Source organism: Pseudomonas caspiana, from assembly GCF_002158995.1.
Taxonomy (GTDB): Bacteria; Pseudomonadota; Gammaproteobacteria; order Pseudomonadales; family Pseudomonadaceae; genus Aquipseudomonas; species Aquipseudomonas caspiana.
In genome coordinates this window covers 114,145-139,459 of the sequence record NZ_LOHF01000001.1, presented here as the reverse complement: position 1 = coordinate 139,459, position 25,315 = coordinate 114,145, and the positions used below count along the sequence as shown (strand labels likewise).

The 25,315-nt window shown below is 55.7% G+C and carries 28 protein-coding genes, 3 tRNA genes and 1 pseudogene; 18 read left to right on the top strand and 14 right to left on the bottom strand.

Annotated elements, in window-relative coordinates; translation table 11 throughout:
• Positions 1-218: 218 nt before the first annotated feature.
• The 3 genes from copC to ada all read left to right on the top strand — a co-directional run bounded on the left by copC (position 219) and on the right by ada (position 2,676).
• Positions 219-608: a copper homeostasis periplasmic binding protein CopC gene (copC, locus tag AUC60_RS00645; RefSeq protein ID WP_087264000.1), complete on the top strand. Its 390-nt coding sequence runs from the start codon at positions 219-221 to the stop codon at positions 606-608.
• A gap of 4 nt (positions 609-612) precedes the next feature.
• On the top strand, positions 613-1,470 hold the full coding sequence (gene copD, locus AUC60_RS00640) for a copper homeostasis membrane protein CopD (RefSeq protein ID WP_087263998.1): 858 nt from the start codon (positions 613-615) through the stop codon (positions 1,468-1,470).
• Between the two features lie 87 nt (positions 1,471-1,557).
• Positions 1,558-2,676 (top strand): bifunctional DNA-binding transcriptional regulator/O6-methylguanine-DNA methyltransferase Ada, encoded by a 1,119-nt coding sequence (gene ada, locus AUC60_RS00635; RefSeq protein ID WP_087263996.1) that lies wholly within the window; start codon positions 1,558-1,560, stop codon positions 2,674-2,676.
• 136 nt (positions 2,677-2,812) lie between these two features.
• Here ada and acuI read toward each other — a convergent pair whose 3' ends face one another.
• Both acuI and acuR read right to left on the bottom strand, forming a co-directional pair.
• Entirely contained in the window at positions 2,813-3,796 is a 984-nt protein-coding gene (acuI, locus tag AUC60_RS00630) for an acrylyl-CoA reductase (NADPH) (RefSeq protein WP_087263994.1), read from the bottom strand.
• A gap of 46 nt (positions 3,797-3,842) precedes the next feature.
• Positions 3,843-4,475, bottom strand: a complete 633-nt coding sequence (gene acuR / locus AUC60_RS00625) for an acrylate utilization transcriptional regulator AcuR (protein ID WP_087263992.1) — start codon at positions 4,473-4,475, stop codon at positions 3,843-3,845.
• 118 nt (positions 4,476-4,593) lie between these two features.
• On the opposite strand from acuR, the gene AUC60_RS00620 reads away from it, so the two are divergent.
• The 5 genes from AUC60_RS00620 (at position 4,594) to AUC60_RS00600 (ending at position 9,434) form a co-directional block, all read left to right on the top strand.
• A complete protein-coding gene (locus AUC60_RS00620) occupies positions 4,594-5,670 on the top strand; it encodes an NAD(P)H-dependent flavin oxidoreductase (protein ID WP_087263990.1) in 1,077 nt (358 codons plus the stop codon).
• Positions 5,671-5,835: 165 nt separating this feature from the next.
• Entirely contained in the window at positions 5,836-6,540 is a 705-nt protein-coding gene (modA, locus tag AUC60_RS00615; RefSeq protein WP_144443216.1) for a molybdate ABC transporter substrate-binding protein, read from the top strand.
• Positions 6,541-7,221 (top strand): molybdate ABC transporter permease subunit, encoded by a 681-nt coding sequence (gene modB / locus AUC60_RS00610; protein WP_087263988.1) that lies wholly within the window; start codon positions 6,541-6,543, stop codon positions 7,219-7,221.
• A 3-nt stretch (positions 7,222-7,224) separates the two neighbouring features.
• Positions 7,225-8,313, top strand: coding sequence for a molybdenum ABC transporter ATP-binding protein (gene modC / locus AUC60_RS00605; protein WP_087263987.1), 1,089 nt, complete (start codon positions 7,225-7,227; stop codon positions 8,311-8,313).
• Positions 8,314-8,381: 68 nt separating this feature from the next.
• On the top strand, positions 8,382-9,434 hold the full coding sequence (locus AUC60_RS00600; protein ID WP_087263985.1) for a DNA topoisomerase IB: 1,053 nt from the start codon (positions 8,382-8,384) through the stop codon (positions 9,432-9,434).
• A gap of 48 nt (positions 9,435-9,482) precedes the next feature.
• Here AUC60_RS00600 and AUC60_RS00595 read toward each other — a convergent pair whose 3' ends face one another.
• Positions 9,483-9,857 (bottom strand): helix-turn-helix domain-containing protein, encoded by a 375-nt coding sequence (locus tag AUC60_RS00595; RefSeq protein ID WP_087263984.1) that lies wholly within the window; start codon positions 9,855-9,857, stop codon positions 9,483-9,485.
• Positions 9,858-10,163: 306 nt separating this feature from the next.
• Here AUC60_RS00595 and AUC60_RS00590 point away from each other — a divergent pair, with 306 nt between their 5' ends.
• From AUC60_RS00590 to AUC60_RS00575, 4 genes are all read left to right on the top strand, one after another.
• Positions 10,164-10,358, top strand: a complete 195-nt coding sequence (locus AUC60_RS00590; protein WP_087263982.1) for a hypothetical protein — start codon at positions 10,164-10,166, stop codon at positions 10,356-10,358.
• Between the two features lie 61 nt (positions 10,359-10,419).
• The gene (locus AUC60_RS00585) at positions 10,420-12,975 is read left to right on the top strand and encodes an excinuclease ABC subunit UvrA (RefSeq protein ID WP_087263981.1); all 2,556 of its coding nucleotides are present in this window, start codon (positions 10,420-10,422) and stop codon (positions 12,973-12,975) included.
• 162 nt (positions 12,976-13,137) lie between these two features.
• Positions 13,138-13,223: transfer RNA gene (locus tag AUC60_RS00580), tRNA-Leu, on the top strand.
• A 326-nt stretch (positions 13,224-13,549) separates the two neighbouring features.
• A complete protein-coding gene (locus AUC60_RS00575) occupies positions 13,550-14,290 on the top strand; it encodes a hypothetical protein (protein WP_238599487.1) in 741 nt (246 codons plus the stop codon).
• Positions 14,291-14,381: 91 nt separating this feature from the next.
• On the opposite strand, the gene AUC60_RS27515 is transcribed toward AUC60_RS00575, so the two are convergent.
• Complete coding sequence (locus AUC60_RS27515) at positions 14,382-14,795, bottom strand: hypothetical protein (protein ID WP_144443196.1); 414 nt, start codon at positions 14,793-14,795, stop codon at positions 14,382-14,384.
• 301 nt (positions 14,796-15,096) lie between these two features.
• On the opposite strand from AUC60_RS27515, the pseudogene AUC60_RS28065 reads away from it, so the two are divergent.
• From AUC60_RS28065 to AUC60_RS00555, 4 genes and pseudogenes are all read left to right on the top strand, one after another.
• A pseudogene (locus AUC60_RS28065) lies at positions 15,097-15,315 on the top strand (hypothetical protein); the annotation flags it as partial.
• A gap of 45 nt (positions 15,316-15,360) precedes the next feature.
• Entirely contained in the window at positions 15,361-15,561 is a 201-nt protein-coding gene (locus AUC60_RS00565) for a hypothetical protein (RefSeq protein WP_087263979.1), read from the top strand.
• Between the two features lie 69 nt (positions 15,562-15,630).
• A complete protein-coding gene (locus AUC60_RS00560; RefSeq protein WP_087263978.1) occupies positions 15,631-15,957 on the top strand; it encodes a DUF2388 domain-containing protein in 327 nt (108 codons plus the stop codon).
• 11 nt (positions 15,958-15,968) lie between these two features.
• A complete protein-coding gene (locus tag AUC60_RS00555) occupies positions 15,969-16,418 on the top strand; it encodes a hypothetical protein (protein WP_087263976.1) in 450 nt (149 codons plus the stop codon).
• Positions 16,419-16,438: 20 nt separating this feature from the next.
• Here the strand turns inward: AUC60_RS00555 and AUC60_RS00550 are convergent, their stop codons facing one another.
• Both AUC60_RS00550 and AUC60_RS00545 read right to left on the bottom strand, forming a co-directional pair.
• Positions 16,439-17,008: a hypothetical protein gene (locus AUC60_RS00550; protein ID WP_087263972.1), complete on the bottom strand. Its 570-nt coding sequence runs from the start codon at positions 17,006-17,008 to the stop codon at positions 16,439-16,441.
• Positions 17,009-17,241: 233 nt separating this feature from the next.
• Entirely contained in the window at positions 17,242-17,889 is a 648-nt protein-coding gene (locus AUC60_RS00545) for a hypothetical protein (protein WP_087263970.1), read from the bottom strand.
• A 247-nt stretch (positions 17,890-18,136) separates the two neighbouring features.
• Between AUC60_RS00545 and AUC60_RS00540 the strand changes: the two genes are divergently transcribed.
• Positions 18,137-18,463: a DUF2388 domain-containing protein gene (locus AUC60_RS00540; protein WP_087263968.1), complete on the top strand. Its 327-nt coding sequence runs from the start codon at positions 18,137-18,139 to the stop codon at positions 18,461-18,463.
• Positions 18,464-18,781: 318 nt separating this feature from the next.
• Positions 18,782-19,024, top strand: coding sequence for a hypothetical protein (locus AUC60_RS00535; protein ID WP_087263967.1), 243 nt, complete (start codon positions 18,782-18,784; stop codon positions 19,022-19,024).
• Positions 19,025-19,978: 954 nt separating this feature from the next.
• Here the strand turns inward: AUC60_RS00535 and AUC60_RS00520 are convergent.
• From AUC60_RS00520 to gacA, 8 genes are all read right to left on the bottom strand, one after another.
• Positions 19,979-20,728 carry a hypothetical protein gene (locus tag AUC60_RS00520; protein ID WP_087264478.1) on the bottom strand — a complete coding sequence of 250 codons (750 nt, stop codon included), beginning with the start codon at positions 20,726-20,728 and terminating at the stop codon, positions 19,979-19,981.
• 204 nt (positions 20,729-20,932) lie between these two features.
• The gene (locus AUC60_RS00515) at positions 20,933-21,190 is read right to left on the bottom strand and encodes a DUF1652 domain-containing protein (RefSeq protein WP_087263963.1); all 258 of its coding nucleotides are present in this window, start codon (positions 21,188-21,190) and stop codon (positions 20,933-20,935) included.
• 266 nt (positions 21,191-21,456) lie between these two features.
• Positions 21,457-21,672, bottom strand: coding sequence for a hypothetical protein (locus AUC60_RS00510; RefSeq protein ID WP_087263962.1), 216 nt, complete (start codon positions 21,670-21,672; stop codon positions 21,457-21,459).
• Positions 21,673-21,885: 213 nt separating this feature from the next.
• A tRNA-Cys gene (locus AUC60_RS00505) sits at positions 21,886-21,959 on the bottom strand.
• 46 nt (positions 21,960-22,005) lie between these two features.
• Positions 22,006-22,081, bottom strand: a tRNA-Gly gene (locus AUC60_RS00500).
• Positions 22,082-22,144: 63 nt separating this feature from the next.
• Positions 22,145-22,705 carry a CDP-diacylglycerol--glycerol-3-phosphate 3-phosphatidyltransferase gene (gene pgsA, locus AUC60_RS00495; RefSeq protein ID WP_027898587.1) on the bottom strand — a complete coding sequence of 187 codons (561 nt, stop codon included), beginning with the start codon at positions 22,703-22,705 and terminating at the stop codon, positions 22,145-22,147.
• A 32-nt stretch (positions 22,706-22,737) separates the two neighbouring features.
• Positions 22,738-24,561, bottom strand: a complete 1,824-nt coding sequence (uvrC, locus tag AUC60_RS00490; protein WP_087264477.1) for an excinuclease ABC subunit UvrC — start codon at positions 24,559-24,561, stop codon at positions 22,738-22,740.
• A 1-nt stretch (position 24,562) separates the two neighbouring features.
• Positions 24,563-25,207, bottom strand: coding sequence for a response regulator transcription factor GacA (gacA, locus tag AUC60_RS00485; RefSeq protein ID WP_162873805.1), 645 nt, complete (start codon positions 25,205-25,207; stop codon positions 24,563-24,565).
• Positions 25,208-25,315 lie beyond the last annotated feature (108 nt).

The following is a 25,315-nucleotide window of genomic DNA, read 5'->3' as shown; positions in this document are numbered from 1 at the left end:
CTGAATCCGCATCAGTGAGCGCCAGATTGATGCTCCCGCTTCATCATTCCTTTGGTTAAAACTTTATAGCCACCTCACTTCTGTGCGGTGGCTTTTTTTTGGGGGTTTTGCCCTGCTATGGTGCTCAACGCTGGAGTCGCTCCGCAGTTTCTGGTCTATTAGGCCCTCGACTGCCGATCAAACGCGCATTCAGCGTCCGCTAACAGGTAATTTTTTTGATGTCTGCCCAACGTTTCAAGCACCTCCTCTCGACCCTTTCTGTACTCGCATCCCTGACGCTGGCGAGCAACGCCTCTGCCCATGCGCACCTGGACAGCCAACTGCCTGCCGCTGACAGCATCGTCAGCAGCCCCAAGGAACTGCGCCTGCATTTCTCGGAAGGTGTTGAAGAGAAATTCACCAAAATCAGCATCACCTCGACAGCCAAAGGTGGCAAAACACTGGTGGAACCGGTACCCGAGATTGCCACCGACCCCGCAGACAGAAAAGTTCTGATCGTCACCCCCGCAGCGCCGCTGGCGGCAGGCGAGTACAAGGTCGAATGGCACGCGGTGTCCGTTGATACCCACAAAAGCGAAGGCAGTTACAGCTTCACTGTAAGCCCTTGATTCCATGCAGACCGCACTCATCCTGTGTCGCTTTGCACATTTCTGGGTGCTGTTGACGCTGTTCGGAATTTGCCTGTCGCAAGAGCTGCTATTGCGCCCCCTCCTTACTCGCATGAGGCATTTGCAGTCGCCCCGCTTGACGTTCTGGCTGGCAGCACTTGCCTTGCTCAGCGCGATTGCCTGGCTAATGCTGACTGCTGCGAGCATGGCCAGCAGTTGGGCCGACGCCATTGATCCGGCTACATTGCTGCTGGTGCTGGGCCACACCTCGTTTGGCACATTCTGGGGCTGGCACATCGGCCTGAACCTGGTACTGCTGGTCACCCTGTTCCTGGCTGGCAATCGCTGGCTGCGCCTGCTCCTGGTTACGCTGTTGCTGGCCACATTGGCACCCGTTGGGCATGTGGCAATGTTTGAAGGCGTCTACGGCCAGTTTTTGATATTCAACCAGTTCATCCATCTGGTTGCAGTGGGCGCCTGGCTGGGCGGGCTCTACCTGCTGCTGGTTGCCCTGCGCCAACATGCGGATGTGGATATGCGTGCGCTCTTGCTGCGTTTTGGCGGGTTTGGGTATGTGATGGTTGCAATGATCATCGCCACCGGATTGATCAACGTGCGCGTCATGAGTGGAGCTCCCTGGCCGACGCCAGCGTTTTCCGGCTTCGGGCTAGTGCTGGCCGTCAAAGTGGCCATGGTGCTATGCATGCTGTTTCTGGCGCTGTTCAATCGACTAATGCTCAATCGCACTCATCTGCGGCTAGACATACTGCGCACCAGCGTTATGGTTGAATGCCTGTTTGGAATGGCCGCGCTGATGGCGGTTTCCCTGCTAGGAACCCTGCCCCCCATGCTCGCCGACTGAACCGAATTTGACCGCAAGACTCGGAGTGCTGGCTATTGGGCCACCGCATAAGCTGAACGTCATCGTATCCGTGCAAGGTACCGGCTCATGAGTCGCAGCAGATCATCATCGTCCGTCACCGAGAAAGACCCGCGCTGGCAATCAGTGCTGACCCGCGACGCCTCCGCCGACGGCCAGTTTGTCTACGGGGTACGCACTACCGGCGTCTACTGCCGCCCGAGTAGCCTGTCGCGCTTGCCCAATCCTGACAACGTGGTGTTTTTCGATACCGCTGCACAGGCCGAAGCAGCCGGGTATCGGCCCAGCAAGCGCATTGCCGCCGACCAAAGCCACGTCGCTCAGCAGCATGCTGCTTTAGTGGCCAGCGCCTGTCGCTGCATCGAACAGGCTGACTCGGCTCCCGACCTCAAGACGCTCGCTCATACTGCCGGACTTAGCCCGTACCATTTCCATCGAGTGTTCAAAACCGTCACCGGGCTGACACCCAAGGCTTACGCCGACGCACATCGAGCAAAACGGATACGTCAGCAGTTGTCATCGGGCAGCTCAATCACCGACGCGTTTTACGATGCAGGCTTCAACTCCAGCAGCCGTTTTTACGCGGCGTCCGATGCCTTGCTGGGCATGAAGCCCGCGCAGTATCGTCAGGGCGGTAACGACACCGAGATCCGCTTCGCCATTGGCGAATGCTCGTTGGGCTCGATTCTGGTGGCGCAAAGTCAGCGCGGCGTTTGCGCCATCCTGCTTGGCGACGATCCGCAAACACTGGTGCGCAATTTTCAGGATCAGTTCCGCCACGCAACCCTGCTGGGCGCAGACGAAGATTTCGAGCAACTGATCGCGAGAGTGGTGGGCTTTATCGAGTCACCGAACCTGGGCCTGGATCTGCCGCTGGACATGCGCGGAACAGCCTTTCAGCAGCGAGTCTGGTTAGCGCTCAAGGACATTCCGCCTGGCACTACAGCCAGCTACGCGCAAATCGCCCAGCGCATTGGCGCACCCAAATCCTTCCGCGCCGTCGCTATGGCCTGTGGCGCCAACCGGCTGGCAGTGGCTATCCCTTGTCACCGTGTGGTACGTAGCGATGGTGGTCTTTCCGGTTATCGATGGGGGGTGGAGCGCAAGCAGCAGTTGCTGGATCGGGAGGTTGAGCTGGCGCAAGAACCTGACACGCCGCCATCACCCTACAACGTCAATAACCGGTAGGAGCTGCCGAAAGGCTGCGATAGCGTTAGACCTGACTCGCCGCTTCGCAGCCTTCGGCAGCTCCTGCAATCAGTGCTGGTTGTCGCCAACACAGAGGTCTCAGGTAGATGCCCAAGCGTGCATACAACCCCGTCCACTACCGGTTCACATCCACCACCACCCGGCCACGAATTTCGCCAGCCAACAGTCTGGGCGCGACGTCGATCACCTCGCTCAGGCCGATTTCACGGCTTATCAACGGCAGTAATGCGAGGTCCAGATCGGTCGCCAGCCTGGCCCACGCCGCCACCCGGTCAGCGCGAGGCCGGGTAACGCTGTCGATACCCGCCAAAGTGATTCCGCGCAGAATGAACGGCGCGACAGAAGCCGGAAACTCCATACCCTGAGCCAGTCCGCACGCAGCAACAGTGCCGCGATAACGCGTCGCGGCACAGATATTGGCCAGGGTGTGGCTGCCAATCGAATCGATGGCTCCCGCCCAGCGCTCTTTAGTCAAGGGCCGTCCGGGCTCGGATAACGTCTTGCGGTCGATGATCTCCGACGCGCCCAAGCGCTCAAGGTACGCAGCCTCGTTCAGACGCCCCGTAGAAGCCACGACTCGATAGCCCAGACGGGAAAGAATCGCCACGGCAAAACTACCGACGCCGCCGTTGGCACCCGTGACCAGCACATCGCCGTGATCAGGCGTCACGCCGTTATTTTCCAGCGCCATGACCGCGAGCATCGCCGTATAACCGGCCGTGCCGATGGCCATGGCTTGCGCGGCACTGAACGCGTCGGGCAGCTTGATCAGCCACTTGCCTTGCAAGCGGGCTTTCTGCGCCAATCCGCCCCAGTGCCCCTCGCCGACGCCCCAACCATTGAGAACCACTTGATCACCCACAGCGAAGTCCGGGTCGCTGCTGGCGGTTACGGTGCCTGCCAGATCGACACCCGGCACCATCGGAAAGCTGCGCACAATCGGTCCGTCGCCGGTAATCGCCAGCCCATCCTTGTAGTTGAGAGTGCTGTAGGCGACGTCAACGGTGACATCACCGTCAGGCAGGGACTCTTCGTTGAGCTCAGTCAGGGTTGAGCGATAACCATCGTCGTCCTTTTCGATCAGAATGCCGTTGAACATGCTTGCCTCCAATTTAGACCGATCGTCTTTTAATATTTGAAAAAATTTATTGCGGCAGACCGCGTAGAAACCCCGAGATGAACGTATTAAGTGGCGTGTCACTGGCAACCAGGCGGGCGCGTAGCACCGCACCTTCCCAGCCAATCCAGAAAAAAGCTGCCAGCTCATCACAGTCAGCGTGGCGCGATAGCTCGCCGCTGGCCTGTGCGGCTTTAAAGCACGCACTCAAGCGCGCTTGCCAGTCGACAAAGATGGCTTCCAGCATCTCCCGAAAGCCGTCAGGCAGCAGGCTGACTTCCTGCCCGAGATTGCCCACCAGACATCCCCGCCGGTAGTCGTGACGAGCCATGCCGGCTTTCGCGTTTTGCACGAATCCGACCAGACGCTCAAGCGGCGTCAGTGTTTCATCAAGAAGCCAGCGGTCGAGCTTCTGCGAGAAGTACCCGGCGTAGTTATCCAGGACCGCGTGACCGAAAGCCTCTTTGCTGGGGAAGTAGTGATAAAAGGAACCCTTGGGGACGCCAATCCGCTTGAGGATGTAATCGATACCAGTAGCTGTGAAGCCCTGCTCAGTGAGCACTTCAGTGCCGCAACGAATCAGCGCTTCACGGGTTTCGAAGTTCTCCCGGTCGACCTTTGGCGGGCGACCCGGGCGGCGTTTCAATTGGGGTGTATTCATGAAGGGCAATATTAGACCGATCGTCTCTTAAGTCAACCGGTGCACTTCAGCGGTTGCCAAATGCGCCGCGCGCACGCTCAATAGCACCTCAAAAATAACTGCATGGAGCTATCTGTCTATGAGCGCCTGGCCTGATACTCGCATTATTGATCTGTTCGGGATTGAACTGCCCATCCTTCTAGGCCCCATGGCTGGCGCGGGCGGCTCGGCGATGGCCGTTGCGGTAGGCAATGCCGGCGCACTGGCCTCCCTCGCCTGTGCGATGCTGAGTCCACAGCAGATCCGTGATGAAGTCAGTCTGATACGTCAGCAATGCAAAGGACCGCTGAACCTTAATTTCTTTTGCCATCAGCCGCCGAAGGATGACCCACAAAGTCACGTCCACTGGAAGGATGCGCTGCGCCCCTATTATCAGGAGCTGGGCGCGGACTTCGATGCCCCTACTCCGGTATCCAGCCGCGCTCCGTTTGATCGTGTCAGCTGTGAGCTGGTCGAAGCGTTGAAACCCGAAGTGGTCAGTTTTCACTTCGGCCTGCCTGAAGCTGACCTGCTGTTACGGGTCAAGGCCACTGGCGCCAAAGTCATTTCATCAGCGACGACTGTTGCCGAAGCCGTCTGGCTTGAAGCCCACGGCTGCGACGCGATTATTGCCATGGGCTACGAGGCTGGCGGACATCGCGGGATGTTCCTCAGCACTGACCTGACGACTCAGGTGGGCACCATGGCCCTGGTCCCACAGATTGTCGACGCGGTCAGCGTGCCCGTGATTGCCGCAGGTGCAATTGCCGATGCGCGGGGGATGGCAGCGGCCTTCATGCTCGGTGCTTCAGCGGTACAAATCGGTACTGCGTACCTGTTTTGCCCCGAAGCCAAAGTCAGCAAGCCGCACTATCAAGCGCTGCGCAGCGCCAATGAAAGCCAGACCGCGCTGACCAACATTTTCACCGGTCGCCCGGCTCGGGGCATCGTCAACAGGATCATGACCGAACTGGGTCCTGTCAGCCCGATTGCCCCCGCCTTTCCTTTGGCCGGGGGCGCGCTGATACCGCTGCGGGCGATCGCCGAACCTGCGGGCAATGGCGACTTCATGAACCTGTGGGCAGGACAGGCTGTGGGGATCAAACATGAGCACGGGGCTGAGCAACTGACCCGGCTTATCGCCAGCCAGGCCCTGGAAAAACTTATCCGGGCATAAAACTTAGCTTCCCATGGGACAAAGCCTCGCTATATATTTCCATATATAGCGAATGGCCGTCACTCGGCCATTTTTGTTTTCTGTTGCCCATGGAGCTGTTCGATGCGCATGTTTTCCGCAAGTCTTGCCCTCAAATCCCTGACCGGCGTCATCGCAGCGCTGGCAATGAACGCTGCGTTCGCAGACGAAGTGCAAGTTGCCGTTGCAGCAAACTTTACCGCTCCGATTCAGGCCATCGCCAAGGATTTTGAGGCCGACACCGGCCACAAGCTGGTTGCTTCATTTGGCTCCACCGGTCAGTTCTACACCCAGATCAAGAACGGCGCCCCCTTCGAAGTATTCCTCTCCGCCGACGACACCACCCCGGCCAAGCTGGAAAGCGAAGGCGACATCGTTAAAGGTTCACGCTTCACCTACGCGGTTGGCACGCTGGCCCTGTGGTCCGCCAAAGAAGGCTACGTGGATGCCAAGGGCGACGTCCTCAAGAAGAATCAATATCAGCATCTCGCCATCGCCAACCCGAAAGCCGCCCCTTATGGCCTCGCCGCTACTCAAGTACTGGCCAAACTGGGCCTGACCGATGCAACAAAAGCCAGGATCGTCGAAGGCCAAAGCATTACTCAGGCCTATCAGTTCGTCTCAACCGGTAATGCCGAACTGGGTTTTGTTGCCCTGTCGCAGATCTATAAAGACGGTAAAGTGACTGGTGGTTCGGCCTGGATCGTACCGGCTGAACTGCACGATCCGATCAAACAGGACGCCGTCATTCTCAATAAGGGCAAAGACAACGCCGCAGCCAAGGCGCTGGTCGAGTACCTCAAAGGTCCTAAAGCGGCTGCTGTGATCAAGTCCTTCGGATACCAACTGTAAATGCCACTCGACAGTACCGACTTTGCTGCAATCTGGTTGACCCTGAAACTGGCTTCGCTGACCACGCTGATTCTACTGGTGATCGGCACGCCCATCGCCCTCTGGCTAGCGCATACCCGTTCGTGGCTCAAAGGCCCCATCGGCGCCATTGTGGCCCTGCCGCTGGTGCTGCCTCCGACGGTGATCGGGTTTTACCTGCTGTTGCTGCTCGGCCCCAACGGTACTGTCGGTCAACTGACTCAAAGCCTGGGCCTGGGAACATTGACGTTCAGCTTTCCCGGTCTGGTCATCGGCTCGGTGCTGTACTCCATGCCCTTCGTGGTTCAGCCGCTGCAAAACGCGTTCGTGGCCATTGGCACGCGCCCGCTTGAAGTAGCAGCAACCTTGCGCGCCAGCCCTTGGGATACCTTCTTCAGCGTGGTGTTGCCCTTGGCCAAACCCGGCTTCATCACCGGGGCCATTCTCGGCTTTGCGCATACCGTGGGCGAGTTTGGCGTGGTACTGATGATCGGCGGCAATATCCCCGAGAAAACCCGCGTGGTCTCAGTGCAGATTTTCGATCACGTTGAGTCCATGGAGTATCTGCAGGCCCATTGGCTGGCGGGCTCAATGGTGGTGTTCTCATTCCTGGTTCTACTGGCGCTCTATTCCAGCGGCAAGACCAAAGCGGCCTGGAGCTGATCGATGAGTGCAGATATCCAGATTCGTTTACAGGTCAACTACGCGGAATTCAGCGTGGATGTCGACCTGGTACTGCCCGGACGCGGTGTGACCGCGTTGTACGGGCATTCAGGCTCCGGCAAAACCACCTGCCTGCGTTGCATCGCTGGCCTGGAAAAGCCCGAGCGAGGGTTTATCCAGATCAACGATGAGGTCTGGCAAGACACCGCCAAAGGTCTGTTCGTCCCCCCACACAAACGCGCCCTGGGCTACGTCTTTCAGGAAGCGAGCCTATTCCCGCATCTGTCGGTACGCGGCAATCTGGAGTTTGGCCTGCGACGGATTCCAGCCGATCAGCGTCATGTCGATCTGCAGCACGCGGCGCAATTACTCGGTATTGAGCACCTGCTTGAGCGACGCCCGGATAAGCTGTCCGGCGGTGAGCGGCAACGGGTCGGTATAGCGCGCGCCCTACTGACCAGCCCTAGACTGCTGCTGCTCGATGAGCCGCTGGCAGCGCTGGATACAAAACGCAAAAGCGAAATCCTGCCGTATCTGGAGCGGCTGCACGACGAGCTGGACATTCCCATGCTCTATGTCAGCCACTCCCAGGACGAAGTGGCGCGCCTGGCCGATCATCTGGTGTTGATGAGTGAAGGCAAGGCGCTGGCCAGTGGTCCGATTGGCGAAACCCTGGCGCGGCTGGACCTGCCCATGGCCATGGGTGACGACGCGGGCGTAGTGATTGAAGGCACGGTGATTGCCCATGACGTCGAGTACCAGTTACTCCGTGTCGCCCTGCCCCACAGCGACTTGCAAATGCGCCTTGCCCACACGCCGCTGCCGTCAGGCAAAGCGTTGCGCTTCAAGATTCAGGCCCGTGACGTCAGCCTGAGCCTGCAGCCAGACAATCAGAGCAGTATCCTCAATCGCCTTCCGGTGACGGTAGTCAGTGAGATACCGGCAGACAACGCGGCTCATGTGCTGGTCCGTCTGGACGCAGCCGGTACGCCCTTGTTAGCGCGTATCACTCGCTACTCCCGTGATCAGTTGCAGCTCGTGCCGGGGCAACCGCTCTGGGCGCAGATCAAATCGGTAGCGGTGCTGGCCTGATCGTAAATACTTGGCACCCTTGAGAACCGCCGCGGTCAATCCACATAACTGCCCTGTGGATTGCAACCATGCCTGACTCGACCGTTATCGACCAACTGCCCCCGGACCTGCATTACGTTGAGGACACTCAAGCGGGTTTCAGCCGCAAGATCCTGAGAGGCAAATTCGTTTACTTCGACCAGGAAGGTCAACGGATTCGTGATGAAACAGAAATCAAACGAATCAACGCACTGGTCATCCCGCCCGCCTATACCGACGTCTGGATTTGTCCGGATCCGCGCGGGCATCTGCAGGCTACAGGCCGCGACGCCCGAGGGCGTAAGCAATATCGCTATCATGCGCGCTGGCGAGAAGTTCGCGATCAGAACAAATACTCACGCATGATCGAGTTTGGTCTGGCCTTGCCCAAGGTCCGCAAAAAGATTGAAGCCCAGCTGGCCGAGCCAGGTATCGGTCGCGACAAGGTCATGGCCACGGTTGTTTCATTACTCGACGCGACGCTGATCCGCATCGGCAACAGCCAGTACGCACGGGACAATCGTTCTTACGGATTAACCACGCTGCGCAACAAACACGTCGAAGTGCACGGCAACGACATCCTGTTCGAGTTTCGCGGCAAAAGCGGCGTCGAGCACCAGATCAACGTGACTGACCGACGCCTGGCGAAAGTCGTCAAACGCTGCATGGAGTTGCCCGGCCAGAATCTGTTTCAGTATCTGGACGACAACGGCGAGCGCCATAGCGTGAGTTCTTCAGATATCAACGCCTACCTGCAACAGCTCACCGGCTCGGATTTCACTGCCAAGGACTACCGAACCTGGGCAGGCAGTGCGTTAGCGTTGGCGACCCTGCGTAAACTGCACTGGGAGCCTGAGGCCGATGCCAAAAAACACATTGTCGATATGGTGAAAGCGGTGGCGAAGCAGCTCGGCAATACCCCGGCGGTCTGCCGCAAGTGCTACATCCATCCAGCAGTACTCGAGGGTTTTCTATTAGGAGAGCTTGCTTTGATTCCTCGATCCAGACAACGCAAAGGCTTACGTCTGGAAGAAGTGGCGCTGGCGAATTACCTTCAGAGTCTGGCGCAAAAAGTACTGGAGAAACCTTCAGGCAGCGCCTGACAAGCCGGTACTCCCGACACGTTCATGAGTCGATAGCCCGGTAACACTCTACTGATGCTCATCATGGTCGCGGCGGATGCTGTCCACTTCATAGTTGCTGGAAAGCTCCTCTATGGTGGACACAAAATGGCGGACGGCCTGCTGAACTTCACTGAGTAAAAGTTCAGGGTTGACGGGCGCACTATAAACTTCACTGGTTACACTGCCTGTCTGGACGCGTGTAGCTCGCCGGTCGGTAAGCACGAACAACACATCGACGCCCTCCCGTGCCAAAGCCGCGAGATAATCGGCCCTGGGCGCACGCTCGCCGCTTTCATACTTGCCCTGTGCGTTGGCGGCAACGCCACCGAGCCCCCCCATTTCTTTTTGGGACAGCCCCAGACGCTTACGCTCCTGCCGTAGTCTTCTACCGATACCGATCATGGATCTGCTCGCTCCACATCAAGTCTGTTAGTGGGTCAGGAAAAAACGGATTAAACAGCCAACCTCAGGCATCGCACAACAGCCTGAGACACTGTAAGACCATTCCTACGTAAATCACTGAAACGTCCTATCAAACAAACGTACTCCTGGCACTGGAATGCATTTTCTGTAGAAGCTGCCAAAGCTACGAAGCATTTGCCTGCCGTACCGCTATCGCTGACTAAACAGTATTGGATTGAACGATCAGCCGCGCTGCCTGATCGTAATCCTGTGACCAATTAGCCCTTAAACTTCTGGATGACGCAAATGCCTCATGACAAACGCAACAACCAAGGCAACAATCTCAATGATCCTGAGCAACATCCGGCCGACATCGCTGATCATCAACAACGTACTGAAGAAACCCTGGAAGAGCAGGAACAGACTGGCGGTCGGCAGGATAACGAGGGGCATGCCCCCAAAGTCCCGGGCGCGAACACCAATACACCGGTCAAACACTGATCTGTGAATTCAAGCAGCAGGCGTGCGCTGTGCCGTCGCCTTTGAATAACAAGGCTGGACGATGACTTCGCAGCACAATACCCCTGACGGAAAGACCCTCTCAGCCACTGCGCCTCAACAGCACACTGGCTATGTACAAGTGCGCGGTGCACGAGAGCACAATCTGAAAAATGTTGATGTCGATGTTCCCCGCGACGCGCTAGTGGTTTTCACGGGCGTGTCCGGCTCAGGAAAATCCTCGCTGGCATTCTCGACGCTGTATGCCGAAGCTCAACGCCGCTACTTTGAGTCGGTCGCCCCCTACGCAAGACGCCTGATCGACCAGGTCGGTGTACCCGATGTGGACTCTATTGAAGGGCTGCCACCCGCAGTGGCACTCCAGCAACAACGTGGCACACCGAGCACACGCTCGTCGGTGGGCAGCGTCACGACCCTGTCGAGCCTTATCCGCATGCTCTACTCCCGAGCGGGCAATTATCCCGCCGGGCAGCCCATGCTCTACGCCGAGGACTTCTCGCCCAATACCCCTCAAGGCGCATGCCCACAGTGTCATGGTTTGGGTCGGGTGTATGAAGTCACCGAACAATCGATGGTCCCTGACGACTCACTGACCATTCGCCAGCGTGCCATTGCCTCATGGCCCACGGCCTGGCAAGGCCAGAACCTGCGCGACATTCTGGTCACCCTGGGTTATGACGTGGACATTCCATGGCGCGATCTGCCTAAAAAACAACGCGACTGGATTCTGTTCACTGACGAACAACCCACCGTACCGGTGTATGCAGGCCTGACACCTGCAGAAACCCGCAAAGCCCTCAAACAAAAGCTCGAACCGAGTTATCAAGGCACCTTTACCGGAGCCCGTCGCTACGTACTGCACACCTTCACCCATTCGCAAAGCGCATTGATGAAGAAGCGCGTCGCGCAGTACATGATTGGCAGCCCGTGCTCACTGTGCGATGGCAAACGCCTGACGCAGGCCGCGCTGTCGGTGAAGTTTGCCGGTTTCGATATTGGTGAGCTCGCGCAAATGTCCCTCCTGCAATTGGCTGAAGTGTTGCGTCCAGTCGCCGCCAGCGACGCGCCGCTCAAAGATGATCTGTCCATCGAAAAACGTATCGCTGCGCAACGTATTGCGCAGGATCTATTGGCCAGAGTCAGCACCCTGACCGATCTGGGCCTTGGCTACCTGGCTCTGGAGCGCAGCACGCCAACGCTGTCGTCCGGCGAGTTGCAGCGTCTGCGGCTGGCAACCCAGCTCGGCTCGCAGCTGTTCGGCGTTATCTACGTGCTGGACGAGCCATCAGCCGGGTTGCACCCCGCAGACGGCGAAGCACTGTTCAGCGCGCTGCAACGCCTGAAGGCTGCGGGCAACTCGTTGTTCGTGGTTGAGCATGACCTTGAAACCATGCGCCGCGCCGATTGGCTGATTGATGTTGGCCCTGCCGCCGGAGAACACGGTGGACGCGTCCTCTACAGTGGTCCGCCTGCCGGTCTTGCCAACGTCGAGGCTTCACAAACCCGGTTGCACCTGTTTGCCGAACACAAAACCAGCAAACCTGAACGACGCAAAGCGACGGACTGGCTGAAGCTGGAAGGCGTGACCCGCAATAATCTGGACAACCTCAGCGCCGAGTTCCCGCTGGGCTGCTTTACCTCGGTCACGGGCATTTCCGGATCAGGCAAGTCAAGCCTCGTCAGCCATGCGCTGTTGGAACTGGTGGGCTCGCATCTGGGCCAGACCGCCGAGAACAACGAGGCTGATGCGCCAAGCCTGGAAGACGACGCGCCTCAATCCGCCAGTGGCAAAGTTGTCAGCGGACTGGAAGCCATTCGCCGGCTGGTCAAGGTCGACCAAAAACCTATCGGTCGAACCCCACGTTCAAACCTCGCGACCTATACCGGCCTCTTCGACCAGGTACGCAAACTGTTCGCTGCAACTCCGGCGTCACGCAAGCAAGGCTACGACGCCGGGCAGTTCTCCTTCAACGTCGCCAAAGGCCGATGCCCGGTTTGCGAGGGCGAAGGCTTCGTCAGCGTTGAATTGCTCTTCATGCCCAGCGTCTACGCGCCCTGCTCTACTTGCCATGGCGCACGCTACAACCCTCAAACCCTGACCATCACCTGGCAGGGCCTGAACATCGCCGAGGTACTTCGACTGACCGTCGATGACGCCGTGGTGCAGTTCAAGGACGAACCCGCCGTGCTGCGACCGCTGACTGTGCTTCGCGACATCGGCCTGGGTTATCTGCGTCTCGGCCAACCGGCCACAGAACTGTCGGGCGGCGAAGCACAGCGCATCAAACTCGCCACCGAATTGCAACGCACACAGCGCGGCGCAACCTTGTATGTGCTGGATGAGCCGACTACCGGCCTGCACCCTACCGACGTCGACCGTTTGCTCAAACAGCTCAACCTTCTGGTCGACGTGGGTAACAGCGTTGTGGTCGTCGAGCATGAGATGCGTGTGGTGGCCCAAAGCGACTGGGTCATCGACATCGGCCCCGGCGCAGGGGATCAGGGTGGGAAGATCGTGGCTGCAGGGACGCCAGAGCAGGTTGTGAAGGTTGCTGCGAGCAAAACCGCACCGTTTCTGAAGCAGGTTCTGAACCTGTGATACGGTCGCTTGGGTTGAGCCCGATCGAGGGCCTTGGTCACCGACAGACAAGGCCCGCGTATTTTTTCCAGCCTTAAAAGCAAGATCTTGTCTTATTTCAATATCTTGCGGGCTTGCTTCAGGGGAGTTGGGTGTATATATTCCCTGCTCTTCAGCGCTACCGCCCCGATGGCGAAATTGGTAGACGCAAGGGACTTAAAATCCCTCGTCCTTTGGACGTGCCGGTTCGACCCCGGCTCGGGGCACCATTTCAGATCAAGGGCGTACGCTGGTTTCTGGCGTAGGCCCTTTTTGTTTTCTGCACCGCAACTCTCGATTTCTACCTTATTTTGGCGTCCTGCCGACTCAATAACCCGCATCAATTGCACTTAACTGTCAAAAGCCGATCAAGACTTTTTGTGGAGCTCTGACTCATCATTTCCCAACGCATTCACCAATCCGGATCAAAAGGCACATTTGCGAAAACGAAAGAGCCTCGGCAAATGCGAGGCTTGAATATGGGAAAGAAATTTTGTCAGCGGGCATAATAGTCTCTAGATAAGCTACCAAAGCAGATTACCAAGAGGATGACGCAGTGGCTAAAAGCGGTTTCGGACATCTTTCGCTAACCTTAATGGCTTGCTTCGCTGATATCGCAATTGCGGTACCAACTGATGTTTCACCCAAGGCCGAGGCGCTTTACTTCAAGGCGCTGCCTTACCTGGACGAAATTGACGATCTGAACAACGAATTGTTTACTCTTCGGCGTCAGCTCCCCGATAAAGATAAATTCCCGGAGGAAAAAAAAGACGCTCTCACAAAAAAGATACGCTCACTAGTCGCGGAAGCTACCCCGCTACTCAAACGCTCATCTGATGAAGGGAATCCCGCCGCACAATATCGACTTGCCTGGCTCGCAATTGTATTTGAACCCAGAGAAAAAGTTGTGGGGCAGGTTTGCTATTTGCTGAAATCCAGCCTGACAAAAGGGTTCGCGCCGGCAGGTCTACAGATGATCAGCTACTGCTTCGACGATGTGAAAACGGTCGAGTTTCGATCACTGATTGATGCCTTGCCTGAACCCACAAGCCAGTATAGTAAGTACTACCCGCAGCCAGTACTTATGCCGAGATGCGACACGGCGCGCGCGTCCAGCGGGAAAGATGCAATCGGATCCCTCAATGAAAAAGCGATTCGCGCCGATCTGTACATGAGTCTCTCAACTCAAATGTCCAGGCAGAACCTTAGGCAAGAAGAAATCCAATATCTTCACAAGTCTGCCGAATATGGATGCACTCGCGCTTTAGAACGGCTAAAGCTCAAAGCAGACATTTAGATCATGCCGTGGCTTCGCTAGTTACAAGTAAATCCGATACACATGATAGCCCAGCTATCAGGCCGGGCTTCTGACAAAAGGTAGTAATCGGTTACCTGAGAAGCGCGGTGGATCCACGTATTAACCAGTACAAAACGGTCGCTGCTGAAACCAGCGAAAGAACGAGTGCAGCGCATCCGGCCGTTGAGTTCAGGGCGTGTGTCGCACTGACCAAAGCTGTCAGACATGCTGACAGCAACAACGGCGAGTAACACAGCAGCCGCAGCACTACTTTTTTACCGCTACCGAGTAATGACTGACGCTCCAACAGCTTGCCGAGGCCGGCTAAGCATAGTGAAAAAGTACCAACCGCCATCAGCGCTACGAAATACATTACAACAGGTGGAAGCCCGTAAGCCCCTAAAGCATCTGCAGGATTATCTCGGAATCCTTCGACGGAGTAGCCCAATGCGGCCAGGGACAAGGGAAATAAGATAAATACAAGGTTTCTAGCTAGCGCTGGCATTCCTGAGTCCATACCCGGTTATTGATCTCAACAAGATAGCACGCGACGCTGACGCTCCTCGAACGAGGCTGGGTGTTTACAGGATCTAAACGCATAAAACTCCGCTCAGATGGCGGTTTTTTTGGAGCAAGTTGCGGTGTGCAAAATACTCAATGATGCTAGCGAAACATCGAAAGAATTTGCCTGACGATGCAAGGCAGCGCATCTCTGTTGCTGTCTAAGCCGCTGCCATGGTTCCTGCGAGCAAGGCGATTAATGTCGACTTTCCACGCCAGGTCGGGATAAAAGACCGCGCGCCCCCCCCTTACTGGTACATGTAACGATCAGGTAATTCACGGGGGATGGAGGCTACCTCTTCCCCCAAGATGAAATGCTTTACATTAAGCGCCTGCAGTAAAAAGGCAAAGATCGCTTCAAGAAGATTTCGGACGACCAGCACCATGACCCAGAAGACATCCGGGTCGACGATACCCACACCCCGGCTCGCGTGTCGTATGTGTGGAATGTGCGGCCTTTGTGAGCTGGTGCGAAGCGCGGATATTCGTAGGTACGGGGAGAATTGGCATTGCGTGTGAACATCGGCGACGTTTTTGAGCTGCTGAGGATTTTGGACCTTTGGGACTGGTGGAAGGACGCCAGGAATGCACCTGAGGGAACAAGCCTCTACCGCTGGAGATATCTTGTTCAGGGCATTGTCCTACTCATCACTGTTCCTTTGGTGCTCGCCCTCCCCTTGTGGGTGATGTTTCTGCTTTTGAAATCATGAGCCCGGATTATGTGGGGAATGGGATTCAACAGAGGCGCCATGGCTTTGAACAAACCAAATCAGTAGAGAATGGCAGCTTTGAAAATTTTGGCGATTGCATTGCTTGCATTAGGTAGCACCCAGGCAGTGGCCGGTGAGATCGATAAACCCAGTGATCGTGGGATGGTCTGGACAACAGCTGGACCGACGCTACTCAGTTCTACCGCCACCGATGTCACGTCTCATCCAGATAAGTACTTTGGCTTGGCCAAAGCTGATGCCCTTGCTTTCATCGGTTCAGACGGTGAAATTCGTAGTGCTCAGTTTGAGCAGGCGGTTCGCTACTATCGCGACACCTATAGCACGCCACTTATGTCGGATATACAGCTGGCCCAGGCAATCGCGACTGCATTCTAAGGATCAGTTAAGTGCTCCCTATCGGCTACGCCGACATCTGCGTATCAATCTCCGATTTAGTCTCATGGGTGGAGGAGAAGCACGCACCAGATGCAGATTTGGCAGCCGCATTGAGCCTCGCGGGTATCGATCTCGACCTCGCAAAACTGTACGACTGCTATATCGAAGGCACGCCTATTGGCGCTGGCGACGTCCACATCTATTCGTCCGCGCTGAACAAGAGCGTTTTGACCATGGGCCTATATCGAGACCTGAGCGATCAGCCTGATCTGATTACGGCCTCGCTTAGACTTGATCCGGACTTGGTCGAATCGCTTCTCCTGTGGCTCAGACGCTTTTTTGATACGGCTGAGTGCCAGGTGCTTTTTAGCCGATCCGCCCACTCCCGGCAATTACGCCTACTGCTGGATGAAACCCGATACCCTTTACTGGTCGACGAGAGCGGGTATTGGCAAAATTAAATTTTCCAGGTTTGACGCAGTCAGTCAGACACTTTCGGTTCAGGAGCGCTGTTCCAGATCGCAGCCCTACGGATCATCTCTTTGGCATTAGGGAGATCTATCGAATAGTTCGACGGACTTGTGAATGCAAGCGAGTTCTTTTTGAACACCAGTAGCGGTTCACCTGTACCGTTCTCAGTCACAACTCGTGCGTTAATGGAGGTGAACTCTTCCCTCGCATTCAGTTTTTTAGCGCTTGCCGTCCGCTGCGTCGCTGGGAGGTCAGCCCACGCAATGAATTCTGCGATGGGTTCTAAACCAGTCGGGAATGTCTCTCGATGTAAACGGTTGCCAAAAATAATGTAGCCGCCGCGCTTTTCAGCGGTGAAGTCCATCCATTCATTATTGTCAGCAATCCTTAACGGCAGCATCCTTGGCAAATAATTACCGGCCAGGCGGACGCCGGTCTTCTCGTCAAAATAGCCGTACTTAATGTCTGTGCGGTAGAACTCCCAGGCTCGCATGGTGGCGTATTTATCAAATCTTTGAGGGCTTGAGGCGCTGCACCCTGCCAAAAGCACCACCACAAGCGCGCCAATCAAAATTCGCATGTCGCTCCCTCTCTGATTTGGTGGGACTGTAGCATTTACAACGACCTGGATCGGATCACCATCGTGGATGCGAGTATGTCTCCTGAGCGTTTACGTGAGCCAGGATACTCAGTGAGCATATTTAGTTCTGCCTCTCGCTGATCCACTCAGCTCTTACTGCTACCAGCATTACGATCAATGTCGAAGCTTTACAGGCTCTGCCAGCCCCAAACCCGCTCGATGACGGGCGTTACTTATTTCGTTTTGCACGCCACCTGAGGGGGCTCGGAAGGCGTCAGTTTCTGGGGAATTACAATTGAAGTGCCAGGCAAAGGCAAAAGTTCGATGACCCCGAACATGCAGATAAGCGCTTGCCCGCCGTCCAGGTTTGGTCTGGTACCTACGCCTACCAAGGCTTCGTAATCTTTCCCCGGTTCCAGCTTGTAAACGAGGGCCTCGGCACCGCAAGACGAGTAAGTACTTCCATAACTGCCAATGGTTGCGCCGAGGGTTGCAAGCTGGAATGGCAGATCAGCCCTGACGCGATACTCGGTGACTACCTCTTTATATACTCCTTCGCCCATCCGGACTGCGGGGACATATTCACTAAGAGCAGGCGCAACTCTTTTCGGCATGCCAATGCTCGCCGACTTCAGGGGGTATTGCGGATAGTTGATGTTCGCCGTCCCGTCCCGCCCGAAACGTCCGGCGTCAGCCATCTTATGACGGGTGGCAGGGGCACAACTGCCAGTGATGCTATCTCCAAATACACTGGAGTTGGTGATCACGCGAATACGCGCCAACCCCTCTGATTGAGCAGGCTCTTGATAGGGGACTGAAGGTATTCCAGAACATCCGGCAAGTACTAAAGCAATAGCAGTTCCGAAAGTGACAACCCGCATGACCCTATCCTTATACAGTCGAAAACTAAAAAACCTGACACTACGGCCGAGCATTGATATCACTCTCTACCTAGGCAGAAACCACAGAATTGCGCCATTTATTCTTAATTTTTCACGTTATGCAATGGCTTTCTGCTACGCCGATTTCTTTCACAGACCACCCCTACTCCCGGTGTACTGACGCCAACAATCCTCACTTCATCTGCTATCGTGACGCGCCAACACAAGGCAGTACGGAAATCACTCAATGAAAATATGGACAGCCCTCTCTATTGCCCTGTCAGTTCTATCTGGATCACAAGCCATGGCAGCCGAAAATGCCAACCCTATCGAACAGGGAATGATGATCACGACATTTCTGCCAACTATTTTGATTGGGGGAACGACCTCACTCACAACAGAGCCGCCAAAGATCTTCACATCAGCTAAAACTGATGCACTTGCTTTCGTAGGCTCGGAGGGCGAGATCCGGGGTGCGCAATTTGAACAAGCATCGCGGCATTATCGTGAGACTTTCAGCCCGCCTCTGATGACTGACAAACAACTCGCCGCCGCCATCGTGGCCTCTTATTGATACAACTCCAGCGAGCTCCTTAACGCTTGGAGCTCTGCATCCTAATAATGACGCGCACCAGTTGCCATCAGGACCGGACAACGAACAGTCGGCGCTACATGCACATTAGCTACCGACATCATCAGCAAGCACGCTATTCTTGTCGGCTTGGACACGCCAGAAAGTCCAGCCAGCCCCCAAGCTCTAACGGAGTTTACAAACGCCGGCCACTGCTTCAGTGGCATTCTTTACATGGCTTCGGTGCTAGCCTCTAAAGCGATGGCTTGGCACAAATGGACCTCTGAACCAGTGTCGATTATAAAAAAGGAGCGAGAAAGCATGACGAAGGAAAATCAGGAACTGGGTGAAGCGCTCATATCAGCAGCATTCCTTCTCAAATGGTCGTCTGCGGACCTGCATAAAAAAGCCTGCGAATTATCCGACGCCGGTAACGAGAAAGAAGCGCAAGCGATACAGGACATCGTAAACAACTATCAGGCATCAGAAACAGCCTTGCTCAACTTCGCGAACGAGGTGAAGACCGGGCGAATTGTGCGGGCAAGCGTTGAGGAAACTCTTTAAATCGCCATGCAGTTGCTACTTACGCCCCAAATGTGACACGCAAATAGCAACTAATCGGCTGGTAATCAGCAAGCCCCAGGCGGAATACCACCCTTATTGAAGTCCTTCAGACGCTCCCGCTCTTCCTTCGTGGAATGAGCGGGTGTGTCGTCCTTTGGCGGTTCTTTCTTTTCGTCAGTCATTGCGCTGTCCTCATGATAGGTTCTGTTTTGGCACCTTGAGGTAGCGGCAGTTCAAATCGTCTGATCTGCTCATCCATTCTTCGGAGGCGCATTACCACGATTGCCACCAGAATCGTTACCGGTGGTACTTAGCCAGTTTCCTCCAGGGCCTGGATGGCTGGACTGGCCTTTTGATCCGGTGATTTGCGCGAACCATCCAATGCGTCCATGTGGCACTATGCCGCCCAGCCGCAACCGTGCGGCCAAGTACTTTAAAGCCTCCTCATAAACACGAGGTCGCAATCCAGGAAGGAACGGGTTTTGATGAAAGCATTGGCAGGTGGTCTGGTTCTCGCAGGGCTGGGTGGTTAGGTGGCTGCACATCCATTGATGTCGAGCCGCTCACGGTACGCCCGGCGAATATATGCATTGAGCAAAACCTAAAGTGCTGGTCACGGATTTTGTCTCGGTGGTGCAGCGTGGGCTTTTGGACCGCAGTATCAGTTCCGAGGTCTATGCCCAAGTGCCCGCTAGCTGCAACTATCGACTGACGTACGTAGCGTATCGAACATGGGATATCGTGCCGTATCTCTCCAGCGCAGACCTGGAGATATGGGATAGCGAGAAACGTCGTTTGGAAGCCGCGCGTTATTATCTGCGTGGCAAAGGTGGGTTATCCATGATGAAGTTTCAGGGCACAGAGACAAAGATGGCGCCCGTGCTGGATCGGTTACTGAAGGACATGCCCGCGAAGTGTGTAATCCCGGGCCTGACTAATTAATGGCCCGGTTCATTACTGCACCGGCAGGAAATTCAACAGCAACAGACTCTGCGCGTAATTAAGCCCGATACGCCGATAACGCTCATCCAGAATCTGCGCCAGCAAGTCGAGCCGCGCGACGATCTTGCCGAATTCCACAGCGAAACTCAGGTTACTGGACTGATCCGATATTTCATTGGAAAACAGCAACAGCACACCATTGGCATCCTGACGCTGACTGAGCAGCCATGTGGCTTTTTCGATATTGCGCGCAGCGTTGCTGACGAACTGTGGATTGATGGAGTCCGTCACATAAAACTCGGTGCGGCCACCATGAGCAGTTACCAGCATGCTGCCAATCGCGTAGGTAAAAGCCCCTACACGGTCGCCGCGAAACTCCGGACTCAAGGAATAACTCAGCGCCGCCAGGTCACGACGCTCTCCGAGAGCAGGCAGAGGCTGGCGTAGCTCTATAGCTTGGCGGATCGCCCGTGCAGCACTGATAGCATCTGTATAACCCGATTGACGCCACTGATTGGGATTACGCAGATAAAGCTTGTTCATCAGTAAATACAGGCTTTGCAGATTGTCATGCATGCCAAGCGTGGCCATGCGATCGACGCTGGTCTGGAATAGCTCGTCAGGCTTGCCTTTACTGAATTGAGTGGCGATATCGCGGCCCTGTTGCTGACTACAACCACTGACGCCAAGCAGAAAAACCATTGCCAATACAAGCGGCTGGCGCATCCATCGAGTAGTACATGAAGGTAACGTGCGATCCATCGGCACCATTCTGATTCACTGTCCGCGCAGGAAGTCAGCGCGGCCGGGACAGACATAGATCGGGAAAATGCAAAAAAGTGCGATGTGGGGGGACTAGATTGTCGGGATGGAGGTCAGTTAGCCCGACTTTAACCCCGAGCAAGTTGTAATTGCTCCGAACCGATGTTCCGTTCGGAAACTTCCGCGTTTTTCGTCGTATCTGCCCTACCCCAGTCGCTTCATGGACAACTCCATCTTACCCATGAGGTCTCGCTGCTCTTTCAGCGAGAGCACCAACCGGGCGATGGATCGGCTGGTAGAAAGCTCAGAAAAAGCTATCCCTGTTACATACAGCTCGATATCGCCTGATTCGGGGTTGATGAGTTTCACCGAAAAATTGTCGCTTACACCGATAGCGCATTCGCACCTTGAGGGCAAAAATGCTGTTTCAAGAACTCGCTGGATATCTGGTTTTGAATACATCGTGCGTCCTCTGCTGACCCAGGTTTCACCAAGAGTAGACAATCCTGAGCCTGTTCGTTGCCGATCATCGCTCGGCTACGCGTAGCACAGTTTTTCCAGTCAGATCTTCACACCATTTTCACACCCAGCCTCGTACTCTAACTGCAGGCACTATCAGGCCTTTGCCCGCTCTCCCCATCGCGGGCTTTTCTTTGCCTGCGATTTCTCGTCTCGCATCAGAATCATCAACTGCCACCCCTGATGTCGGGTATGCAGGCTGCCGCGCATCAAGAATGCAAATTCGCTGATCTGCTTTGGAATACAGGATCTTTTCTGATGTAGCGGAGCCAGTTTGCAAATGCACCTTGCTGGCGAAGATGCGCTGCTTGCCAATGCTCACCCCCGAAGGCGGCTTTGTCGATTGACATGAGCTCTTCAGTAGCCAGGTTGAGCTCATTCAGCAGGTACTCGCTGTCTTCTGAATTCATCTCTGAGGCAAGCATATTTTTGCTCGTTACTAAGGGATTACTGTGACCCCGTAATTGGCGCTTAATTGCAATTCGCCACATAAGGCCTGACCAGTGGTTACCATTCGTCGTCATTAAAGGAGAAACGAACTCCCTGACACACCGCCATCGCGGCCTTCAGGAGCGCCGACAGATTTTTTCGCAAGCAATAAAAAACCCGAAGACGTTAATCTTCGGGTTCTTTAATAGTGGAGGCCGAGGTCGGAATCGAACCGGCGTAAGCGGATTTGCAATCCGCGGCATAACCATTTTGCTACTCGGCCTCAAACATCCAGCGCTCAAACCACAAACACTCAATGTGTACAAACTTGGAGCGGGAAACGAGACTCGAACTCGCGACCCCGACCTTGGCAAGGTCGTGCTCTACCAACTGAGCTATTCCCGCATCTTGGTGACGGGCGCTATTCTATAGATTCAAACCGCGCCGTCAACCCTTTGTTTTAAAAACTTATTTTTTATCAGCCGTGGTTTTCAGGTGCGGCCATGCGGCTCTCAAGTATTGCAGCATCGACCACAAAGTCAGGCCTGCAGCCAGAATCAGCAGCACGTACCCCAACACAACCCAGAATGTGAACGCGGGCGGATTGGCCAGCAAAATGACCAGCGCCAGCATTTGCGCGGCAGTCTTCCACTTGCCCAGGTTCGACACTGCTACCTGAGCCCTGGCGCCCAGTTCAGCCATCCATTCGCGCAATGCGGAGATGACAATCTCACGACCGATAATCACAGCCGCAGGCAGCGTCAGCCAAAGATTGGCGTGGGCCTGAACCAGCAAAACCAGTGCAACTGCAACCATCAGCTTGTCCGCGACCGGATCAAGGAACGCGCCAAACGGCGTGCTCTGCTCCAGACGGCGAGCCAGATATCCATCGAGCCAGTCAGTCGCTGCTGCGAAAGCGAAGACGCTACTGGCTGCCATGTAGCTCCAATGGTACGGCAAGTAAAACAGCAGAATGAAGATCGGAATCAGGAGGACACGTAGAACGGTGATCAGATTAGGGATATTCATCGGCACAACTTGCTACGAGGTGAGCGGGCATTCTACTCGCTGTGCAGGTTTGCATAAATCGACTCTGCAAGCTTTTTACTGATTCCGGGTGCTTTTGCGATTTCTTCGATGCTCGCACGGGACAATTCCTGCAGGCCACCGAAGTGTTTGAGCAGGTCGCGGCGCCGTGTAGGCCCTACTCCAGCGACACCTTCAAGGCTTGAGGTGCGCCGAGTCTTGCCGCGTCGCGCCCGGTGGCCGGTGATCGCAAAACGGTGAGCTTCGTCGCGGATCTGCTGAATGAGGTGCAGCGCCGGAGAATCCCCCGGCAAGGTGAACTCATGAGCGGAGTCGTTGAGATACAGGGTTTCAAAGCCCGCCTTACGGGTTGTGCCCTTGGCGACGCCCAGCAAAATCAGGTCGGGCACCGCCAGCTCATTCAGTACATCGCGGGCCATCGACATCTGCCCCTTGCCGCCGTCGACCAACAGGATATCGGGCAGTTTACCCTCGCCGTCCTTGAGCTTGCTGAAGCGCCGTGTCAGCGCCTGATGCATGGCGGCATAGTCGTCGCCCGCCGTGACACCTTCGATGTTGTAGCGACGATAGTCCGACTTGATCGGACCTTCAGGGCCGAACACCACGCAGGACGCCACCGTAGCCTCGCCGCTGGAGTGGCTGATGTCATAGCACTCGAGGCGCAGCGGTGGCTCGTCGAGTTTCAGAACCTTTTGCAGCGCATCGAAGCGTGCCGCCACGTGCTGTCGATCGGCGAGTCGTGCCGACAGCGCCTGCTCCGCATTGGTCACTGCCATCTGCTGCCAGCGTGCACGCGTACCGCGTACCCGATGACTGATTACCAGCTCACGACCACGGGACTCTTCAATAGCGTCGATCAGCGTCGGGAAGTCGTCATGCAGGACGTTGACGATGACTTCAGCCGGCAGCTCACGATCCACACCACCCAGAAAATATTGCGACAGGAAGGCTGACATGACCTCACCAACCTCTTCCTCGATACCCACCTGCGGGAAGAAGTTCTTGCTACCCAGCACCCTGCCGCCGCGCACGCTGATCAAGTGCACACAGGCACCGCCAGGATTGACGAACGCCGCAACGACGTCGACGTCGCCGGTCCCGCCTTCCATGCTCTGCTGATCCTGCACACGACGCAGCAACGCGATCTGGTCGCGTAATTCGGCGGCCTGTTCAAAGTCCAGACTCATGGCGGCCTTTTCCATCAGCGCGTTCAACTCGTCGGTCAACGTGTTGCTGCGACCTTCGAGGAACATCACTGAGTGGCGCACATCTTCTGCATAGACTTCTGGCTCAACGAGACCAACGCAAGGTCCCTTGCAGCGTTTGATCTGATATTGCAGACAAGGACGTGTGCGATTTTTGTAGAAACTGTCCTCGCACTGGCGCACCAGAAATGTCTTTTGCATCAGGCTCAGACTTTCCCGCACGGCTCCGGCACTGGGATAAGGCCCGAAATACCGACCTTTGGCTTTTTTAGCGCCACGGTGAATGCTCAGGCGCGGAAAATTGCCGTCTGACAGATACACATAGGGATAGGATTTGTCGTCGCGCAGCAGAATATTGTAAGGCGGACGCCATTCCTTGATGAGCGTCTGCTCCAGGAGCAGCGCTTCCGTTTCGTTGGCGGTGATCGTTGTTTCGATCTGGGCTATCCGCGAAACCAGTGCGCTGGTTTTCGGCGCATGGCCGGTCTTGCGAAAATAACTCGCCAACCGGTTTTTCAGGTTCTTGGCCTTGCCTACATAAAGGAGGCGCGCCTCGGCATCGAACATTCGATACACGCCGGGGCGACCGCTACAGGTTGCAAGAAAGGCACTTGGGTCAAACGGTGGGTTCATTTCAGGCGCTGGCATCGACCATGCCGTGACGTACCGCCAGCAAAGCCAGCTCGACATCGCTGCCGATCGACAGCTTCTCAAAGATACGGTAACGGTAGGTATTGACTGTTTTCGGGGAAAGGCAAAGCTTATCGGAAATCGTCTGGACTTTCTGGCAGCCGACAATCATCAGCGCGATTTGAATCTCACGCTCAGAGAGCAGATCAAAAGGTGAATTGTTGACTTGTGGCTGAAACGACTTGAGAGCCAGTTGCTGAGCAATCTGCGGGCTGATGTAACGCTGCCCCGCAAACACCAGGCGGATAGCCTGAACCATTTCCGCAAGCCCTGCGCCCTTGGTCATATAACCAGCGGCACCTGCTTGCAGCAACCGGGTTGGAAAGGGATCTTCTTCGCAAACCGTAACGGCCACTACCTTGATCTCGGGATGGCTGCGCAATAATTTGCGAGTCGCTTCAAGACCACCAATCCCGGGCATCTTGACGTCCATGAGGACTACATCCGGTTTCAGTTCGCGCGCCTTCTTCAGCGACTCTTCACCAGAGTCGGCCTGACCGACGACCTGCAGACCGTCAATGTCAGCCAGCATGCGCGTGATGCCTGTCCGAACAAGATCATGGTCGTCAACAACTAGCACCTTAATCAAGCAGACACCTCGCAAAACGGACATAACGAATACTGGTCACCATAGCAAAAACAGCGGACCAGACCTAGCATCACGCTAGGTCCAACCCACATCAGTTTTGAGATAGCA

Excerpts from the sequence above, each read along its gene's own strand:
- AUC60_RS00520 (WP_087264478.1), bottom strand. The coding sequence starts at position 20,728 with ATGGATCGCACGTTACCTTCATGTACTACTCGATGGATGCGCCAGCCG.
- AUC60_RS00590 (WP_087263982.1), top strand. The coding sequence starts at position 10,164 with ATGCCTCATGACAAACGCAACAACCAAGGCAACAATCTCAATGATCCT.
- copC (WP_087264000.1), top strand. The coding sequence starts at position 219 with ATGTCTGCCCAACGTTTCAAGCACCTCCTCTCGACCCTTTCTGTACTC.
- pgsA (WP_027898587.1), bottom strand. The coding sequence starts at position 22,705 with ATGAATATCCCTAATCTGATCACCGTTCTACGTGTCCTCCTGATTCCG.
- AUC60_RS00535 (WP_087263967.1), top strand. The coding sequence starts at position 18,782 with ATGACGAAGGAAAATCAGGAACTGGGTGAAGCGCTCATATCAGCAGCA.
- modB (WP_087263988.1), top strand. The coding sequence starts at position 6,541 with ATGCCACTCGACAGTACCGACTTTGCTGCAATCTGGTTGACCCTGAAA.
- ada (WP_087263996.1), top strand. The coding sequence starts at position 1,558 with ATGAGTCGCAGCAGATCATCATCGTCCGTCACCGAGAAAGACCCGCGC.
- AUC60_RS00550 (WP_087263972.1), bottom strand. The coding sequence starts at position 17,008 with ATGCGAATTTTGATTGGCGCGCTTGTGGTGGTGCTTTTGGCAGGGTGC.
- AUC60_RS00600 (WP_087263985.1), top strand. The coding sequence starts at position 8,382 with ATGCCTGACTCGACCGTTATCGACCAACTGCCCCCGGACCTGCATTAC.
- AUC60_RS00560 (WP_087263978.1), top strand. The coding sequence starts at position 15,631 with ATGGCAGCTTTGAAAATTTTGGCGATTGCATTGCTTGCATTAGGTAGC.
- modC (WP_087263987.1), top strand. The coding sequence starts at position 7,225 with ATGAGTGCAGATATCCAGATTCGTTTACAGGTCAACTACGCGGAATTC.
- modA (WP_144443216.1), top strand. The coding sequence starts at position 5,836 with ATGAACGCTGCGTTCGCAGACGAAGTGCAAGTTGCCGTTGCAGCAAAC.
- AUC60_RS00515 (WP_087263963.1), bottom strand. The coding sequence starts at position 21,190 with ATGTATTCAAAACCAGATATCCAGCGAGTTCTTGAAACAGCATTTTTG.
- AUC60_RS27515 (WP_144443196.1), bottom strand. The coding sequence starts at position 14,795 with ATGCCAGCGCTAGCTAGAAACCTTGTATTTATCTTATTTCCCTTGTCC.
- AUC60_RS00540 (WP_087263968.1), top strand. The coding sequence starts at position 18,137 with ATGAAAATATGGACAGCCCTCTCTATTGCCCTGTCAGTTCTATCTGGA.
- AUC60_RS00595 (WP_087263984.1), bottom strand. The coding sequence starts at position 9,857 with ATGATCGGTATCGGTAGAAGACTACGGCAGGAGCGTAAGCGTCTGGGG.
- AUC60_RS00585 (WP_087263981.1), top strand. The coding sequence starts at position 10,420 with ATGACTTCGCAGCACAATACCCCTGACGGAAAGACCCTCTCAGCCACT.
- uvrC (WP_087264477.1), bottom strand. The coding sequence starts at position 24,561 with ATGAACCCACCGTTTGACCCAAGTGCCTTTCTTGCAACCTGTAGCGGT.
- copD (WP_087263998.1), top strand. The coding sequence starts at position 613 with ATGCAGACCGCACTCATCCTGTGTCGCTTTGCACATTTCTGGGTGCTG.
- AUC60_RS00545 (WP_087263970.1), bottom strand. The coding sequence starts at position 17,889 with ATGCGGGTTGTCACTTTCGGAACTGCTATTGCTTTAGTACTTGCCGGA.
- AUC60_RS00510 (WP_087263962.1), bottom strand. The coding sequence starts at position 21,672 with ATGCTTGCCTCAGAGATGAATTCAGAAGACAGCGAGTACCTGCTGAAT.
- acuI (WP_087263994.1), bottom strand. The coding sequence starts at position 3,796 with ATGTTCAACGGCATTCTGATCGAAAAGGACGACGATGGTTATCGCTCA.
- AUC60_RS00620 (WP_087263990.1), top strand. The coding sequence starts at position 4,594 with ATGAGCGCCTGGCCTGATACTCGCATTATTGATCTGTTCGGGATTGAA.
- acuR (WP_087263992.1), bottom strand. The coding sequence starts at position 4,475 with ATGAATACACCCCAATTGAAACGCCGCCCGGGTCGCCCGCCAAAGGTC.